At 71.4% G+C, this 17,085-nt stretch carries 13 protein-coding genes and 1 pseudogene; 8 read left to right on the top strand and 6 right to left on the bottom strand.

The genetic code is table 11. The features are described from left to right. Window positions 1–102: 102 nt before the first annotated feature. From pepN to AB0959_RS21530, 4 genes are all read left to right on the top strand, one after another. The gene (pepN, locus tag AB0959_RS21545) at window positions 103–2,679 is read left to right on the top strand and encodes an aminopeptidase N (RefSeq protein WP_366828039.1); all 2,577 of its coding nucleotides are present in this window, start codon (window positions 103–105) and stop codon (window positions 2,677–2,679) included. Between the two features lie 275 nt (window positions 2,680–2,954). Continuing rightward, complete coding sequence (locus AB0959_RS21540) at window positions 2,955–3,998, top strand: hypothetical protein (RefSeq protein ID WP_366828038.1); 1,044 nt, start codon at window positions 2,955–2,957, stop codon at window positions 3,996–3,998. Between the two features lie 134 nt (window positions 3,999–4,132). Beyond that, window positions 4,133–4,891 carry an IclR family transcriptional regulator C-terminal domain-containing protein gene (locus tag AB0959_RS21535; RefSeq protein WP_366828037.1) on the top strand — a complete coding sequence of 253 codons (759 nt, stop codon included), beginning with the start codon at window positions 4,133–4,135 and terminating at the stop codon, window positions 4,889–4,891. Window positions 4,892–5,022: 131 nt separating this feature from the next. After that, window positions 5,023–6,261, top strand: a complete 1,239-nt coding sequence (locus AB0959_RS21530) for a PP2C family protein-serine/threonine phosphatase (RefSeq protein ID WP_366828036.1) — start codon at window positions 5,023–5,025, stop codon at window positions 6,259–6,261. Between the two features lie 25 nt (window positions 6,262–6,286). Here AB0959_RS21530 and AB0959_RS21525 read toward each other — a convergent pair whose 3' ends face one another. From AB0959_RS21525 to AB0959_RS21505, 5 genes are all read right to left on the bottom strand, one after another. Further along, window positions 6,287–7,447 (bottom strand): serine hydrolase domain-containing protein, encoded by a 1,161-nt coding sequence (locus tag AB0959_RS21525; protein WP_366828035.1) that lies wholly within the window; start codon window positions 7,445–7,447, stop codon window positions 6,287–6,289. Between the two features lie 99 nt (window positions 7,448–7,546). Beyond that, window positions 7,547–9,304: a TIGR03767 family metallophosphoesterase gene (locus tag AB0959_RS21520; RefSeq protein WP_366828034.1), complete on the bottom strand. Its 1,758-nt coding sequence runs from the start codon at window positions 9,302–9,304 to the stop codon at window positions 7,547–7,549. Between the two features lie 243 nt (window positions 9,305–9,547). Beyond that, the gene (locus AB0959_RS21515) at window positions 9,548–10,021 is read right to left on the bottom strand and encodes an NUDIX hydrolase (RefSeq protein ID WP_366828033.1); all 474 of its coding nucleotides are present in this window, start codon (window positions 10,019–10,021) and stop codon (window positions 9,548–9,550) included. 94 nt (window positions 10,022–10,115) lie between these two features. Then, entirely contained in the window at window positions 10,116–11,282 is a 1,167-nt protein-coding gene (locus AB0959_RS21510; RefSeq protein ID WP_366828032.1) for a hypothetical protein, read from the bottom strand. A gap of 1 nt (window position 11,283) precedes the next feature. Continuing rightward, window positions 11,284–11,802, bottom strand: coding sequence for a sigma-70 family RNA polymerase sigma factor (locus AB0959_RS21505; protein WP_366828089.1), 519 nt, complete (start codon window positions 11,800–11,802; stop codon window positions 11,284–11,286). A gap of 486 nt (window positions 11,803–12,288) precedes the next feature. Between AB0959_RS21505 and AB0959_RS21500 the strand changes: the two genes are divergently transcribed. Continuing rightward, window positions 12,289–13,305, top strand: coding sequence for an aspartate-semialdehyde dehydrogenase (locus tag AB0959_RS21500; RefSeq protein WP_366828031.1), 1,017 nt, complete (start codon window positions 12,289–12,291; stop codon window positions 13,303–13,305). A 140-nt stretch (window positions 13,306–13,445) separates the two neighbouring features. Here AB0959_RS21500 and AB0959_RS21495 read toward each other — a convergent pair whose 3' ends face one another. Next, window positions 13,446–13,988 carry a GNAT family N-acetyltransferase gene (locus tag AB0959_RS21495; protein WP_366828030.1) on the bottom strand — a complete coding sequence of 181 codons (543 nt, stop codon included), beginning with the start codon at window positions 13,986–13,988 and terminating at the stop codon, window positions 13,446–13,448. Between the two features lie 174 nt (window positions 13,989–14,162). Here AB0959_RS21495 and AB0959_RS21490 point away from each other — a divergent pair. From AB0959_RS21490 to AB0959_RS21480, 3 genes and pseudogenes are all read left to right on the top strand, one after another. Beyond that, window positions 14,163–14,255 (top strand): annotated as a pseudogene (locus AB0959_RS21490) (nitroreductase family deazaflavin-dependent oxidoreductase); the annotation flags it as partial. Between the two features lie 125 nt (window positions 14,256–14,380). Then, window positions 14,381–14,758 (top strand): hypothetical protein, encoded by a 378-nt coding sequence (locus AB0959_RS21485; RefSeq protein WP_366828029.1) that lies wholly within the window; start codon window positions 14,381–14,383, stop codon window positions 14,756–14,758. Further along, entirely contained in the window at window positions 14,742–17,051 is a 2,310-nt protein-coding gene (locus AB0959_RS21480) for a caspase family protein (protein ID WP_366828028.1), read from the top strand. Before AB0959_RS21485 ends, AB0959_RS21480 begins: the two co-directional genes overlap by 17 nt. The last annotated feature ends 34 nt before the right edge of the window (window positions 17,052–17,085 follow it).

The following is a 17,085-nucleotide window of genomic DNA, read 5'->3' as shown; positions in this document are numbered from 1 at the left end:
CCCGCGCCGTTCCCGCGCCGACGGCCCGCTGTCCGCGCCCCCGCGCACATGGCAGGATCGGCCTGTCCGCATGCCGAACACCACCCCTAGGGAGTGCCGCCCGTGCCCGGTGAGAATCTGTCCCGCGACGAGGCCCAGGAGCGGGCCGCACTGCTGTCCGTCGAGGGGTACGAGGTGTCGCTGGACCTCAGGTCCGCCGTCGGCGACGCGGGCGGTGAGCCGCGCACGTTCCGTTCGGTCACCACCATCCGCTTCCGCTGCGCCGACCCGGGCGCCACCAGCTTCGCCGACCTGGTCGCGCCGAGCGTGACGGCCCTCTCCCTCAACGGCAGGGACCTCGACCCGAGCGAGGTCTTCGACGGATCGAGGATTGTCCTCGAAGACCTCGGCGCCGACAACGAACTCGTCGTCGACGCCCAGTGCGCCTACTCCCGCACCGGCGAGGGACTGCACCGCTTCGTCGACCCCGAGGACGGCGAGGTCTACCTCTACACGCAGTACGAGCCGGCCGACTCCCGCCGCGTCTTCGCCAACTTCGAGCAGCCCGACCTGAAGGCCCCCTTCCGCTTCGAGGTGCGCGCGCCGGAGGGCTGGACGGTCTGGAGCAACGGGACCGGGGAGCAGCACGACGGGGTGTGGCGTTTCGCCGAGACCAAGCCCATCTCCACCTACATCACGGCGGTCGTGGCGGGCCCGTACCACTACGTGACCGACTCCTACGAGCGGACCTTCGAGGACGGTACGCGGCTTCAGATCCCGCTCGGCGCGATGTGCCGCAAGGGTCTCGCCCCCTACTTCGACTCCGACGACGTCTTCCTCGTCACCAAGCAGGGCCTGGACTTCTTCCACGACCACTTCGACTACCCGTACCCGTTCGGGAAGTACGACCAGGCCTTCGTGCCCGAGTACAACCTCGGCGCGATGGAGAACCCGGGGCTCGTCACCTTCCGCGAGGAGTTCATCTTCCGGGGCAAGGTGACGCGCGCGTCGTACGAGCGGCGGGCGAACGTCGTCCTGCACGAGATGGCGCACATGTGGTTCGGCGACCTGGTGACCATGGTGTGGTGGGACGACCTGTGGCTGAAGGAGTCCTTCGCGGACTTCATGGGCACCTTCTCGATGGTCGAGGCGACCAGGTTCACCGACGGCTGGATCACCTTCGCCAACAACCGCAAGTCCTGGGCGTACCGCGCCGACCAGCTGCCCTCCACCCACCCCATCACGGCCGACATCCGTGACCTGGAGGACGCGAAACTCAACTTCGACGGCATCACCTACGCCAAGGGCGCCTCCGTACTGAAGCAGTTGGTGGCGTACGCCGGCCGGGACGCCTTCCTGGAGGGCGCGCGGCGGTACTTCAAGCGGAACGCGTACGGCAACACGCGCCTCGGTGACCTGCTGTCGGTGCTGGAGGAGACGTCCGGTCGCGACATGGCCGCCTGGTCGCGGGCGTGGCTGCAGACCGCCGGGGTCAACTCGCTCACGCCGCAGGTGCTGCTGGACGGCGAGGGGCGGGTCGGCGAGCTGGCGATCGTGCAGGACGCCCCCGAGTCGCACCCCGAACTGCGGCCGCACCGGGTGGCGGTCGGCCTGTACCGGCGGGCGGCCGGGGGCGCGCTGGAGCGGTACGCGCGCGCCGAGGTGGACGTGGACGGGCCGCGCACGGTCGTGGGCGAGCTGGCGGGCTCGGAGGCCCCGGAGCTGGTGCTGGTCAACGACGAGGACCTCACGTACTGCAAGATCCGCTTCGACGAGAACTCGCTGGCGACCCTGCGGGCCCACCTGGGCGACATCGCGGACCCCCTGGCGCGGGCGCTGTGCTGGTCGGCGCTGTGGAACCTGACGCGGGACGCGATCCTGCCGGCGCGGGACTTCGTGGACCTGGTGCTGCGGTTCGCCGGGCAGGAGTCGGACATCGGTGTGCTGCAGATGCTGCACGCCTGGGCGAACTCGGCGCTCACGTACTACGCGGCGCCCGACTGGCGTGAGGAGGGCGGCCGGCTGCTCGCGGACGGGGCCGTACGGCAGCTGCGGCTGGCCGAGCCCGGCAGCCAGCAGCAGCTGGTCTGGGCCCGTTTCGTCGCGGCCGTCGCGTCGAGCCCGGCCGAACTGCAGTTGCTGCGGGGCCTGTTGGAGGACACGGCCAAGATCGACGGGCTGGAGGTGGACCAGGAGCTGCGCTGGGCGTTCCTGGAGCCGCTGGCCGCGCACGGGGCGGCCGACGAGTCGGTGCTCGCGGCCGAACTGGCCCGCGACGACACGGCGTCGGGCAAGCGGCACCAGGTCCGTTGCCTGGCCGCCCGCCCCTCGGCCGCGGTGAAGGCGCAGGCGTGGGCGACGGTGGTGGAGTCGGACACGCTGTCCAACGCCCTCGTCGAGGCCACGATCGCGGGCTTCGACCAGCCCTCCCAGCGGGAGCTGACGGCGCCGTACGCGGAGAAGTACTTCGCGGTGATCGAACGGGTGTGGGCGGATCGCTCGATCCAGATCGGCATGGACGTGGTGAGGGGTCTGTTCCCGTCGTCGCAGGACTCCCCGGCCACTCTGGACGCCACCGACGCGTGGCTGTCGGCGCACGAGGACGCCCCGCCGGCGCTGCGGAGGCTGGTCCTGGAGGCGCGGGACGATCTGGCACGGACGCTGCGGGGGCAGGCGTGTGACGCGGCGGCGGGGAAGTAGCCGTCGGCCGGACGGGCTGAAGTAGCCGTCGGCCGGACGGGCTGAAATAGCCGCCGACGGACCGCACTTGGGCGGGGGCACCGCAGGTTGACGCGGTGCCCCCGTCGCGCGGTTACGAAATTCAGGTATTCGGAGCCGTAACCTTTTCCGTTCCCCGTCCGGACCAGCCACTCTCGGCACTCGAACGCGCGTACTTTAGGGCGGTCTTGTCCGCATTTGACGACGAGCTTGTAACAGCGGTTAAAGGACGGATCGGACACGGGAATCTGCGGGTCATGAACAACACCCCGATCTCCCCCCGCCACCTGCGCCACTCCGACGTCCACCGCCGCGTGCAGACCACCGCCCAGCTGCGCGACCTCGGCGTCACGCAGGCCGAGGCCAACGAGCAGTGCCGCTCCGGTGGTCCCTGGCAGCAGATCCTCCCGAACGTGTACCTGCTCCACCCCGGCCCGGCCACCCCGGAGGAGCGCCTCCACGCGGTCCTGCTGTACGCCGGCCGCCGCCGCGACCCGGTCGGGGTGCCCGCCCAGCCGGGCGCCGGCGAGCCGCACGACCGCCCCACCCGGTACACGGACGCGATGATCACGGGCCTCGCCGCCCTCACTCTGCACGGCTTCACGTCGACTCCCCCGCTGCTCTCCCTGGACCACGTGGACGTCCTCGTCCCGCGGCTGCGCCGCCTGCGCTCGACGGGATGCGCCCGCGTCCTGCGCACGCCCGCACTCCCCGACCCGGTGCCCATCACCGGCCTCCCGGTCGCCCCGGTCGCCCGGGCGCTGGCCGACGCGGTGGCGGAGCTGACCGACGCGGGCGCCGTACGCAGCCTGCTGACGGAGGCGGTGCGCGTCGGCCACACGGAGCCGTCCGCGGTGGTGCGGGAGCTGACCCAGGCCCGGCTGCTGAACCGCCCGCACGTCGTGGAGGCGGTCGAGTCCCTCCTGGCCGAGGGCCGCGCGATCGCCGAGCACCGCCTCTACCGCATGGTCGAGCAGTACGGTCTGCCCGACCCCGTCTGGAACGTGGACCTGCGCCTGCCCGGCGGCCCCCACCTGGGCGGCCTCGACGCGTACTGGCCGGAGCAGGCGGTGGCCGTGGAACTGGACACCCGGGGGCCTCGCCAGCACGACAACGACGCCCTCTGGTCCGAGTACGCCCGCAAGCGGGAGACTCTGGAGCGCCTGGGCATCACGGTCGTCCACATCACCCCGAGGAAGCTGCGCGAGTCCCTGGAACAGCAGGCCGCGGTCGTCCGTACGGCCCTGATGGCCTCGGCGGACCGCGAGCCGGCGGCCTACGTCGTGGTGCTCCCCCGGTAGGCCGGGCCCGCCCGACCGGGGGCAGCAGGAGGGGAGAGGAGGGGCCGCCGACCCGTTCGGCGGCCCCTCCTCACGTCCAAACGGGATGAAAGGTGCTTCTTGCCTGCGCGACGCGATCGTCGCACCCTTGTTCCATGGCTGCTCGCGACGGCCCCACGCTCATCACGTCCGTGCAGCGGGCCTTCCGCCTGCTGGAGGCGGTGGGCGCGCACGAGAACGGCGCGCCGGCGAAACAGCTGGCGCGTGACACGGGGCTGCCCCTGGCCACCGCCTACCACCTGCTGCGGACACTGACCCACGACGGATACGTGCGGAAGCTGGACGACGGCGGCTTCATCCTGGGCGACATGCTGCAGACGCTGCACACCACGGGCCGCGGGCAGGCGCTCCTCAGCCGGGTCCGCCCCACGCTCGCCGCACTGCGGGACGAGCTCGCGACCGCCGCCTACCTGACCTTCTACGAGGAGGGCGAGATCCGGGTCGCCGAGATCGTCGACGGCCCCAAGGCGCCGAGGGTCGACCTCTGGGTGGGTTTCGACGACGCCGGGCACGCCACCGCGCTGGGCAAGTCCGTGCTGCGGGAACTCGACGACGACTCCCGCAAGGACTATCTCTCCCGGCACCCTCTCGCCGACCTCACGCCCCGGACCATCACCAGCCCTCCGGAACTGCTCCGGCGACTCGACTCCTCCCCCGTGGCACCGGCGGTCACCGACCTGGAGGAGTACGCCCTCGGTACGGTCTGCGTCGCCGTACCCGTCTACAGCGGGGACACGCTCGGCTCACTCGGCGTCTCCCTGCGCGCGGGGCGGCTCTCCCAGATCGAGGAGATCCGGGCGCGGCTGCTGCCGACCGCGAGCCGCGTGACCAGGAGCCTTTCGCTCACTATCTGAAAATCCGCTCCTTGTGACTCTCCGCCCGAACCTCTTTCCTGGATGAACTGGATGAAACAGACATTTCAGGAGAGCGCCCCGCGCACACGGCGCGCGGCGCACACGGCACAGAAGAGGACTGCGGACACACCATGAGCCAGGCCCGAGACCATGTCGGCGACGACCACTGGCCGGCACGGCCGTTCCGGAACCCGGGGGCCGGTCCCGGAACATCGGCCCGGAAACGCACCGCCGTACAGGTGGCCGCCGGTACGCCCGTACTGCCCGTGCTGATCGTCTCACTCGTCGTGCTCGTCGACCTCGCCAGCGGGACGGGAGTGATCTGGCTGCACCTGCTCGCGGCGGGGCCCGCGCTGGCCGCCACCACGAGCGGGCCGCGCGGAGTCCTGTGCGTCGGCGCCCTCGCCGCCGGGCTGGGCACGGCGCTCGGCATCAGGGACGGCGTTCCGGATCACGAGCTGGCGGCCGTGCTGTCCGCCCTGACGGCCGTCACCCTGGCGAGCGGCCTGGCCAGCGCCCTGCGCGGGCGCCGCGAACGGGTGCTCGCGGCCGTCCGCTCGGTCGCCGAGGCCGCCCAGCACGCGCTGCTCAGGCCCGTACCGCCGACGGTCGGCCCGTTCCAGGTGGCCGTCCGCTACAGCGCCGCGGCGGCGGAGGCCCGGATCGGCGGGGACCTCTACGCGCTGGTGCCCACCCCGTACGGGGTGCGGCTGATCGTCGGCGACGTACGCGGCAAGGGGCTGCCGGCCGTGAGCACGGCCGCCCTCGTGCTCGGCGTCTTCCGGGAGGCCGCCTACGACGAGCCGGATCTCCTCGCCGTCGTCGGCAGGATCGAGCGGAGCCTGGCGCGCAACCTCGGCAGCGACGACTTCGTCACCGCCGTGGTCGCCGGACACCCGCGCCCGGGGCAGCTGGAAGTGGTCAACTGCGGACACGCGCCCCCGCTGCTGGTCCGCCCGTCCGGAGCGTCCGGAGCGTCCGGCGCGTCCGGCGACGTCACACCGGTGGAGCCCACCCATCCGGCCCCGCCCCTCGGGCTGCGCGCCCTGACGGGCGAGACCCCGCGCCTGCAGGTGCTGCCCTTCACCAACGGTGATCAGCTGCTCCTCTACACCGACGGGGTCACCGAGGCCCGCGACGACGGCCGCGCGTTCTACCCGCTCGCCGACGGGCTGGCACGCCACGTGTCCGACGAACCGGCCCGCACCCTCACCGCGCTCCACGACGAACTGCTCGCGCACGTGGGCGGCAGGCTGCACGACGACGCGGCCCTGCTCCTGCTGCGCAAGCCGGCCGTCCCGGGCGCGGCGGCGCTGCCGGAAGCGACCGCCTCCGCGAACGACCGGCTCCAAGAACAGGCCTGTGGGTGAGGTTCCCGCGGTCAGCGGCTCCTGCTCACCTGCCGCAGAACTCCGCCTCGATCACCGTCTCGGCGTCGCCCGCCCACATGCCGTTGAAGTCGAACGCCAGGGCATGGCCGCCGTCGCGGGTGGTGAAAGCCGCCGCCGAGGAGCCGTGGACGTCGCCGCCGTTGCCCCAGACCACCTTGCCGCACTTCAGCTTGTAGCGGTACAGGCCGAGGCCGTAACTGGGGTTCCGTTCCTCCGCGCTCTGTTCCGCGGGTGTCATCATCTCGGACAGCTGTGCCTTCGGCAGCAACCCGCCGCTCAGCAGCTCCGTGTTGAAGCGGATCAGGTCGGCGGAAGTGGAGATCATGTCGCCCGAGGCACCCATCACCGACGGGTTGTACTCCGTGACGTCGTGGATCGGTGCGCCGGGGTCCTTGCTGAACTTGGTGTAGCCCCTGCTGTGCGGCCGCGGCAGACGGGGGTCGGTGCCGGGTGAGCGGGTGCCTTTCAGGCCGAGAGGCTCGATGATGCGCTGGCGGATCTCGTCCCGGTAGGTGTTGCCGGTGACCCTCTTGATGATCATGCCGGCGAGGATGTAGTTGGTGTTGGAGTACTTCCAGCCCTTGCCCGGATCGAAGTCCGGCTTGTTCCGCAGGGCCATGGCCACCATGGATTCGGCGGTCCAGGTGTCGTAGCGGTGATCGAGGAACTCCTCGCTGAACACCCTCCGTTGGAACTCGGAGTCCTTGAGGACGTCGTAGATGCCGCTGGTGTGGCTGAGGAGTTGACGCACGGAGATCTTGCCGGCGTCGTAGTCGTCGCCGCGCACCACGCCCGGGAGCCACTTCTCCACACTGTCGTCCAGCGACAGCTCCCCCTCCGCTTCGAGTTGGAGCAGCACGGTCGCGATGAACGTCTTGGAGATGCTGCCCACCCGGTAGTGGTCGCGGGGGCCGGGTGGCTGTCCGGTCCTCAGGTTCCCCACGCCCGCCGTGGCCGTCCACGTTCCGTGCTTGTCCTCGACCCGGGCCGTGACGCCCGGCACGCCGTCCGCGACGGCGGCGTTCATGGCCTCCCGCGTCGCGCTGTGGCCGGCCGTCGAGGCACTGGCCGGTGCCGCGAACGCCGGGGCGGCCAGTGCCGCTGCCGCGGTCGTGGCCGTCACCGCCGTCAGCCACGTCCGGAGCGTTCTCCTGTGCGCTGCCATGTCTCCCCCTTAGATGATCAGGTCGAGGGGGGAGACACGAGGCGCTCGCGTGAGGGTTGAGACCCGGTACGGCGGTTGAGCCGGATTCGGCCAGTTCGTTCAGCCCTTGCGCAGGACCAGTTCCACGTTCCGGTCCTCCGACGTTCCCGAGAGGTCCGTGCGGGAGCCCGGGGCGTTGAAGGAGAGTTCGCGGTACAGGGACGCGAGGCCCGTCTGGGAGAGGTCGGCGAAGTCGGTGGCGTGCGGGGCCGCCGACTCGACGAGGGTGGTGAACAGGGAGATCGTGCCGTCCTTGTTGTCCACCAGCTCGATCACTCGGGCGAGCTGCGGGAAGTCGATGTGGGAGGCCGTCGAGATCTCCCAGAAGGAGCCGCCGCCCGAGTACGAGTGCGGGGTGATCCGGTTGCGGTGGCTGTGACCGTTGACCCAGGCCAGGACGTTGTTGTGGCGGCCGAGCAGCGAGAGGACCTCTTCGCCGCCGTGGCGGGCCTCGCCCGGGTGGCCCGGGTCCTCGCGGAGGTTGCGCATCGTCTTGCTGGTGTGGTGGCTGAAGACGATCGCGTGCGAGTCCTTGTTCTCCTTCAGCGTCTTCTCCAGCCACTTCAACTGCGCCGTGCCGAGCGAGCCCTCGTAGTGACCGCCGGGGTCGGTGGAGTCGAGGCTGATGCCGATGACGTCGTCGGCTATGCGGAAGGCGTAGTACTGGGTGCCGGCGTCCACGTTCGCCTGCGAGTAGCCGTGGCCGACCGGGCCGGGGCCGCGGTGGGCCGGGTCCAGGTGGGCCTTGAGGTACTCCAGCGGCGTGAAGGGGGCGCGGTGCTCGTCCGGGGTGACCGAACGCATCTGCCGGGCGTGGGACTTGAGCATCGCCTTCCAGTCGGCTCCCCGGGGGTCGCCGCCCGACTGCACGTTGTCCCAGATCGCCTTCCCGGACTGCTCGTCCAGCGTCATCAGCTTCTTGCCGCCGACCGCGAAGTCCGCGAAGAAGGAGTCGCCGGGGGCGTAGCAGCCGCCGGGCAGGGAGTCGTGGTTGCCGACCGTCGAGTACCAGGGCAGGTTCAGGCCGGGGCTGTTCACCTCGCGGATCGCCGCCTCCAGGAAACCCTGGATGCGCGGGAAGCCGAGCTGCTTGTCGGAGTCGCGCAGAGCGGCGTCCGCCTGCCAGTACAGCTTCAGGCCGCTGTCCTGGACGCCCTCGTAGCGGCGCGGGTCACCGGAGTTGGGGGTGATGCGGCCACCGCTCATCACCTTCAGGAACCAGTCCAGCTCGGTGCGGGAGTTGTTGTCGGTGTTGTCGCCCGTCGTCATGACGAAGTGGAGCGGGGAGCCGGTGACGGGGGCTCCCCGCAGCGCGTTGACCCGCTCGACGAGCGAGACGGCGCCCGCCACCGACAGCGCCTCCTGCGGACGCCAGGCGCTCGCGGTCTGCGCGCGCAGGTACTCGTACCGCAGCGGGTGCTGGACGTCCACCACGTGCAGGTCGGTGAACTGGACGAAGGCGGCGAGCGCCGTACGGCGGCTCTCGCGGCCCGACTTGGGGGCGGCCAGGTCGCCGCGGACGACACGCTTCCAGGCCGGGCCGTCGCCGAGCCGGCGGTAGCCGGAGCCGCCGCGGGGCGCCGCGACCGAGTTGAGGGTGGTGCCGCGGGTGTACGGCGCCAGGGGCGCGGCCGGGGCCTGACGGGAGGACAGGGCGACCGCCGACGTGTCGGAGGCGGCGGCCTTGGCGGAGGCTTCGGATCCGGGGCGCAGGGCGAGGCCGACGCCCGCCGAGAGGGTCACGGCGCCGGTGGCGGCGAGGAAGGCACGGCGGCCCGGAGCGGTGGCAGCGGCGGCGACAGAGCGTATGCGCGACATGCGCGGTTCTCCCCGAGTGCGAACGCATCATCAGTGGTCGCGGACAGCTCGCAAACGCGAACGGCCCGCTCATACTGGATGGTTGGCACCGGGAATGACCTGCACGTGAACTGGGCGGCAACGGGCAGCGCCGATCACCGTACGTGGATCTTGGACCACCCTCCGCTTTCACGGAGGCTTCCCGAACGTAAGGGGGACCGAAGGGAGGCTGTCACTCCGTGTTCATCTGTCGGGGTACGGCACCTATCCCCGAGGGGCGTCCGGCACCGGTCCGTTCAGGTGTCCGGAGGACGGGCGCTCACGCCACAGGGCGAGGCCCACGTCGACCAGTTCGACCCGTTCCAGGGAGGGCACGGCGTCCAGCGGGTGCCAGGCGGCCATGTCGGTGGAGCCGTTCGTCTCGTGGCGGAGGTCGCCGCCGGTGACGCGGGCCTCGTAGACGATCCGCAGACCGTGGAAGTCGGCGACCGCACCGAGGCGGCGCGGGTACTGGCGCTTGACGGAGTCCACGCCGAGCAGGGCGGCCGGCTCGACCGTGTATCCCGTCTCCTCGTCGACCTCGCGGACCACCGTGTCGTACGGGTCCTCGCCATGGTCCATGCCGCCGCCCGGCAGCGTCCACCGCTTGCTGCCGTCCTGGGCCACCCAGCGGGCCAGCAGCAGTTGCCCGTCCCGTACGCACACGGCGTACGCCGCCACTCTCAACTCCTCGCGCATGCACAGACGTTACACAGAGGGAGAAGCGGCGGCCGGGCCCACGAGGGACGAGCCGGCCCGGACCGCTCGGGCCGGCCGTCCCCCGCCGTCCGCGTCAGCCGCCGTCCTCGCACGTCAGGCCGCGTGCCTCGGTGAGATCCCGGCTGATCCGGGCGCGTTCCTGGGCGATCTTCTTCTCGCCGGTGACGAGCAGGTCGGGCGTCGCCCGGTCGCGGTGGATGCCGACCAGGACGGGCTCGCCCTCGCGCAGGCGGGAGGCCTCGCTCTCGTCCACGGGGAACACGACCTCGTCGCCGCCCTTGGCCGGCTTCTCCGACTTCTCTGGCTTCTCTGGCTTCTCTGGCTTCTCCGACTTCTCTGACTTCTCTGACTTATTCGGCTTCTCCGGTTTGTAGGAGCGCTCGACGTCCAGCGTGACCCTGGACTGCCCGGTGCCGGGAACGGGTTCGACGGCCGTGACGGTGCCCTCCGCGAGGAGCCGGGCGCAGGCGACGTACGACGGGCTGAGCTGTGACGTCGCGCTGTCCTTCGCCCCGGCCGCGTCGTCCGCATGCTTCTCCGAGGTCGCGCTGCTGGCGCCGCTGTCACTGGCCCCGACGCCGCCCTGCGCGATCAGCCACCCCAGCCCGACGACCGCGAAGGCGGCCACTGCGGCGGCGAGGGTCCCGAGGGCGAGCGAGACCGCCGCGGGGCGACGCCTCGGCGGGCGCGTACGGCTCGGACTGGGACGGGTCGGGCCGGTACGGGTCGGGCCGGTACGGGTCGGGCGCGTCGTGAGGGGGGAGAGCGGGCGGGGCTTCACCGGCGGGGTGGGCGCCGGTGAGGGCCCCGTCTCGGCGTCGGCTTTCTGTGCGGGCCGCGGCGTGCCCTCGGTGCCGGGTGCGGGCCGCGCGGCCGCGGGTCGCCCCGCCGGGGTCACGGCTTCCGCCTCCGTACCGTTCACGGCGGGGCCGTCCGCGACCAGCGCCTCCCCGATCAGCCCCAACTGCTCGCGCAGCAGCGCCACGTCGGCCAGCGCGGACCGGTGCTCAGCCGCGAACACGGCGTCGTCCAGGGCCCCTTCGGGCAGGGGGTCGTCCGTGATCGCGGCCATCAGCGCGTCCATGCCGTCGTACGCGTCGTGCGCGTCGTGCGCGTCGTGCGCCTCGTGCGCCTCGTGCGCCTCGTGCGCCTCGTGCGCCTCGTGCGCCTCGTACACGTTGTCGGCGTCGTACCGGGCGTCGCGCCGGTCCTCGTTCCGGTCCTCGTTCCGGGCGGCCACGTCACACCACCTCGTCCTCGTGCAGGCGGGCGCGCAGGGCGCGGACCGCCGAGTGGAGCCTGCTCTTGACCGTGCCCTCGGGGATGCCGAGCTCCTCGGCGATCCCGCGTACCGGCAGGTCGGCGTAGAAACGCAGGACGACGACCTGTCGCAGGGCGTCGGGCAGCGCGTCCAGGCCGCGGGCGACCGCGAGCGAGAGCACGCTGGAGTCCTCGCCGGAGGGGTGCTCCAGCTGTCGCAGCGAGGCCAGACGCTCGCCGAGGCGCTCCTGTCGGCGTTTGGCCCGGTGCCAGTCCATGGCCAGGTTAGAGGCGACGACCGCCGCCCACGCGGACACGTCCCGTGGGGCCTCGCGACCGCTCGCGGCCCGCTCCAGGAGCCGCAGCCGCACCTGCTGCACCCCGTCCATCAGGTCCGCCTGCGGTACTCCGCCGAGCGCGAGCACCGCCCGCACCCGGCGCTCCTGGGCCACGTCCAGGGGATCGTCCGCCTCCTGGACCACGGCCAAGGGGTCGTCCATCCCCTGGACCACGTCCAGAGGGTCGTCCACCCCCTCGGCCCGCCGGGCCTTTCTGCGCAGCACAGCCACCCCTCCCCTCGCCGCGTTTCCTCTACGACGCCGGTGGGGGCGGAAACGTTCGGCCCGTTTCCGGGATCGTGTCGCGAGGGCCACGGAGTCATACGTCACACCGGACCCGAAACCGAGGTGTTCATCACGCACGGGCCGCACCGCGCCCGGGCCCCGTCGATCCGCCGGGAACTGGAGGAACGCCCGGAACCAGTGTGTGAGCCCAGTACGGCTTCCGGTCCCGCGCGCGTTCGGAGGGGATATCTCCGGGGTGCTCCGGAGAGGGGCGGCCGGCCGGGGGGTCGTCGCGGTGCCCGGCCGACAGCCCGGATGGTCCGATCTCCCGCGCAAAGGATTGGACAGGCCGGGCCGGGTGAGACGCATGATGGAAACGCCTCGGCCACGTAACAGGCACACGCAAGCCATGAAGGAGTCGTCGTGAGGGTCGGAATCGTCGGAGCCACCGGTCAGGTCGGCACGGTCATGCGCAGCATCCTCGCCGAGCGGGAGTTCCCGATCGCCGAGCTGCGTCTGTTCGCCTCGGCCCGCTCGGCCGGGACAGTGCTGGACGGCGTGGCGGTGGAGGACGCGGCGACGGCCGACTACTCGGGCCTCGACATCGTCCTGTTCTCCGCGGGCGGCGCGACCTCCCGGGCGCTGGCCGAGAAGGTCGCCTCCCAGGGCGCGGTCGTGATCGACAACTCCTCCGCCTGGCGCAAGGACCCCGAGGTCCCGCTGGTGGTCTCCGAGGTGAACCCGCATGCGATCGCGGACCGCCCCAAGGGCATCATCGCCAACCCGAACTGCACGACGATGGCCGCGATGCCGGTGCTGAAGCCGCTGCACGAGGAGGCGGGCCTCGAGGCGCTGGTCGTCGCGACGTACCAGGCGGTATCCGGCTCGGGTCTCGCGGGCGTCGCCGAGCTCCACGGGCAGGCGCAGAAGGTGGTCGCCGACGCGGACAAGCTCACGCACGACGGGGAGGCGCTCGACTTCCCCGAGCCGCAGGTCTACAAGCGTCCCATCGCCTTCAACGTGGTCCCGCTGGCCGGGTCGATCGTGGACGACGGGCTGAACGAGACCGACGAGGAGCAGAAGCTCCGCAACGAGTCCCGCAAGATCCTGGAGATCCCGGCGCTCAAGGTCTCCGGCACCTGCGTCCGCGTCCCGGTCTTCTCCGGACACTCGCTCCAGGTCAACGCCCGGTTCGCCCGTCCGATCACCGTCGAGCGCGCGACCGAGCTGCTGGCGGGTGCGCCGGGTGTGGCCCTCTCCGACATCCCCACTCCGCTGGAGGCGGCGGGCAAGGACCCGTCGTACGTGGGCCGCCTCCGTGTCGACGAGACGGTCGAGTACGGTCTGTCGCTGTTCCTCTCGAACGACAACCTGCGCAAGGGGGCTGCGCTGAACGCGGTGCAGATCGCGGAGCTGGTGGCGGCGGAGCTGAAGCGCTGACGCCGGTGGGGGTGCGGGGGTGAGGTTTTCGCCCCCGCCGCCCCTACCCGTCCCCTCCCCAGGGGCGCTGCCCCTTCGACCCCGCCAAGGGGGCTGCGCCCCCTGGCCCCCACCTTTTTCGGGGCCGGCCCCCGGGCCCCCTAACGGTTCGGCAGCCTTGCTGCATAGATCCAGTCGAGGCCGTCGTATCCGGTTTCGTCGAGCTGCTCTGCTCGGGTCAGGCCGGCGCGCACTGCCACGCGTTGCGAAGCGATGTTGGCCGGCCGGACGCGGGCGATCAGTGGGAGGTCGGGAACGTGGCGGGATGCCCAGGTGGTGACCGTCGCTGCGGCCTCGCTCGCGAAGCCCTGGCCCCAGGCCGACGGGGCGAAGCGGTAGAAGAGGTTGAGGACTTTCATTCCGCGCAGTTCCATGGGCTTGATCCCACAGAATCCCAGTTGCAGGGCGGAGCCGTGGCGTCGGACGACCCAGTACCCGTATCCGCACCGCTGCCACTGGTCGTTCCAGCGGCGATACAGTTCCCTGGCTTCATCGAGCCGGGTGAGCGCGTCGGAGGGGTTGTGCAGGCAGGTTTCGGAGTCACGGTGGATCGCGAAGATCGCGTCGATGTCGGCTTCGGTCGGACGCCGCAACGACAGTCGGGCGGCCTGCAGTTGTCCGTCGGCCGGGTTCAGGTCACTCATGTGAAGATCGCAGAAATGCGTCAGGCGGCCCTGGCCGTTGCGGTGGTCGGTGCCGTTGAGGGCGAAGCAGCACAGGCCGCAAACTCCGATTCGATCCAGTTCAGCCAGGAGCCGTAGGTGGGCAGGAAGACCCGCTCGACTTGTAGGTAGCCCGCAGCCTGCGCGGACGCCGCACCGGTCACCCGCATGCGGCCGCAGCTCAACAGCGCGGCGGTCCGAGTGCTCGGGACGAACCTGCTGACGGTACGGGTCGATCTCGACGCTTGAGAGGCGCCCGATCCACAACGGGGAGTACGGCCTGCTTGACAGGCCATCACCCATTCACTGGAATGCATCACTGGAATGGACACCTCACACTCCTGAAAAACTGCTCACACACGCGCGGGGGCCACATGTCCGTACGGATCGACGTTGCGGGGGACGACGAGGCCCTGGAGGACCTGAGGGAGTGGCTGGACGCCGAGCATGACCTGCGGGCGCGTATGCGGTGGGAGAGGCCGCCCGGGCCGCCCGGCACGATGGGGTCCGGCCTGGAGATCGCCATCCAGCTGTCGGACCTGGGGCTCGCATTCATAAACACTCTTGTGTCGTCGCTCGGTGCGTGGGTGACCTATCGCGCGACCCAGGCGGCCGCGCCCACCGGGAGCGTCACCCTCATCACGCCGGACGGCAGGCGGTACGAGATCAGGCACGAGGATCCCGCGGAGCTTGCGCGCGCGGCCGCGGCCCTCTCCGAGTACCTCCCCGGCGACGATGACCCGGCTGCCTGATCCGGAGCGTTCCCGCGCGTTCCTGTTCGGTACCGCGTCCTACGAAGCCGACGAGCTGGCCGACCTGCCCGCCGTCGGCAACAACCTGACGGACCTGCGCGCCGCCCTGACCTCTCCGCTGGGCGCCTTCGCCGAAGAGCGCTGCACGGTCCTGCTCGATCCGCCCGGCGCGATCCCCGTCTACGACGCGCTGCGGCACCACGCCGCCGAGGCCACGGACACCCTGCTGATCTACTTCGCGGGGCACGGCCTGCGCAAACTGCGCGGGGGCCTGTATCTCGCCCTCCCCCACACGCAGTTCACCAACGCGGCGGTCAGCGGTTTCGACTACGACCTGCTGCGCGAGATCGTGAACTCGTCCCGCGCGACCAACAAGATCGTGATCGTCGACAGCTGCTTCAGCGGACGGGCCATCCCGGGCATGAGCGGCGGCACCGCAGGGCTCGCGCAGGAACTCGACATCGAGGGCAGCTGCCTCCTGACCGCCACCACAGCGAATGAACAGGCCCTTGCCCTGCCGGGAGAGAGGTACACGGCGTTCACCGGCCAACTGCTCCACCTGCTGCGCAGCGGCAGGCCGGAGGCCGGGCCACTCCTCTCCCTCGGCGTCCTGGGCGAGGAACTCCGCCGCAGCGCCCGTCGGCGGGAGCTGCCGATGCCGGAACAGCAGTTCCGCGGCACCACGCAGCACATCGCCCTCGCCCGCAACCCCGCCGCGTCCACCGCTGGCGCCCCGCCGCCGGCCGTCCCGGTCGCGCCCCCGTCCCGGCCCTCTGCCGCCCACGCCTTCGTCTCCCGCGCCCTCGTCCTCGCGGGAACCGAGCACGCCACCAAGAAGGACCTGGCCTCGACCATCCGCAAGCACTGGGCGACCGCCGCCGACCGGTTCTTCCGGCGCATGGGCACCGAGTCGCACCCCTCTGAGAGCTGGTCCCAACTCCGCTCTTGGCTGAGGCAGTTCAACGACCACCGGGCCGACGACGTCGAGGGCCGCATCGTCCTCATCGACACCTACCTGACCGACCCCGCCCTCCCCCCGGACCACAAGCTGCTGCGTCTGCTGCAGTGGCTCGACCCGGACGGCCCGGTCGTCTACCGCAGCTGCACGATCACCTACGCCTCGCTGGCCCGCATCTGCCTGCACCCCTACTCCGGTGGGGACGAGCCCGACGCCGAGTTGCTCGAGGTACTGGCCCGGCCGCACGAGTGGCTGCTCGACACCCTGGCCGAGTTCCCCACGCTCGACCGGCTACGGAACGTGCGGCGGACGTGGCACAAGGCCCTGAAGGCGTGGCGGGACGCCGATACGACGTTATGGCCGCCCGAGGTGCGGGACTGGGCCGCGGACATCGGGCCGGGGGCGCAGCTGGCCGCCCTTCTCCCACCGGAGGCGCTGACGGAGATCCGGAACCGGCTGCCGGACAGGGCACAGCCGCCGGATCCGTCGATGGCGTGGTACGACCGCCTGCTCCAGGCCGCAGGGGGACGGGACACCTTGCTCGGCCGACTGGCCGAGGCCGAGTGGTCCGAGCAGGCTCGGCAGGAGGCACTCACCGTGGCCAGGGAGCGCGAGCGGCGGCTCAGGCAGCAACGGGAGGCGGAGCAGCGGCGGCAGGCGAAGCTTCGGCACGCGGAGGAGGAGGCACGACAGTGGCGGCTCAGACAGGAGCAGGAGGCGAGGCGGTGGCGGCTGCGCGAGCGGGCGTGGCAGGCCAGAGAGGCCGCCCGCATGCGTCCGGCCGCCCGTGTGTTGGCTGTGCTGCGCGCGCTCGCCCTCGGGGCCGCATGGGCCTTGGCCCCGGTCGTGGCCGTCTGGGTCAGCTGGTGGTTCTCCAGTTACGAGTACGGCCTCGCCCTGCTGCTCACCGCACTGCTCTGCACCTTCGGCCTCGCGGCCCTGTGCCGGCTGGTTCCGTCCGCCCTGAGGCTCGGCGGCGCCTTCCGGCCGCGCCTGCGCGCACCCTCGACGTGGTTGCCACCGGCCCGCACGGCCCTGGCAGCCGCACTGTTGCTGACCTTCGGCCTTCTCGCCGACCATGCCATGTCCCCCACCTTCCCGGAATACAGGGTCGACTCCGACCTCCTCCGCGAGGCCGGCCTCAGCGAATTCCTGAATTTGGTGAACAGCGACAGCTTCTCCGTCATCGGCGGCGAGGTGTTCGTCACGTTGATCCTGCTGCCCGCCTCCGCCGGATGCGTGTGGATCGGCCTGCAGGCAGGCCTTACGACAGCCCGCCGCTGGGACGAGAAGCACGCCCGCGCTCGGCAGGAGGCCCACCGCGGCCCTCAGTGAGCGGCCCGCACGGCCTGGAGCGGGACGGGAAGGG

Origin of the sequence: Streptomyces sp. NPDC046862, assembly GCF_040704615.1 — a bacterium.
GTDB lineage: Bacteria > Actinomycetota > Actinomycetes > Streptomycetales > Streptomycetaceae > Streptomyces.
This window is presented reverse-complemented; position numbering and strand designations above follow the sequence as displayed.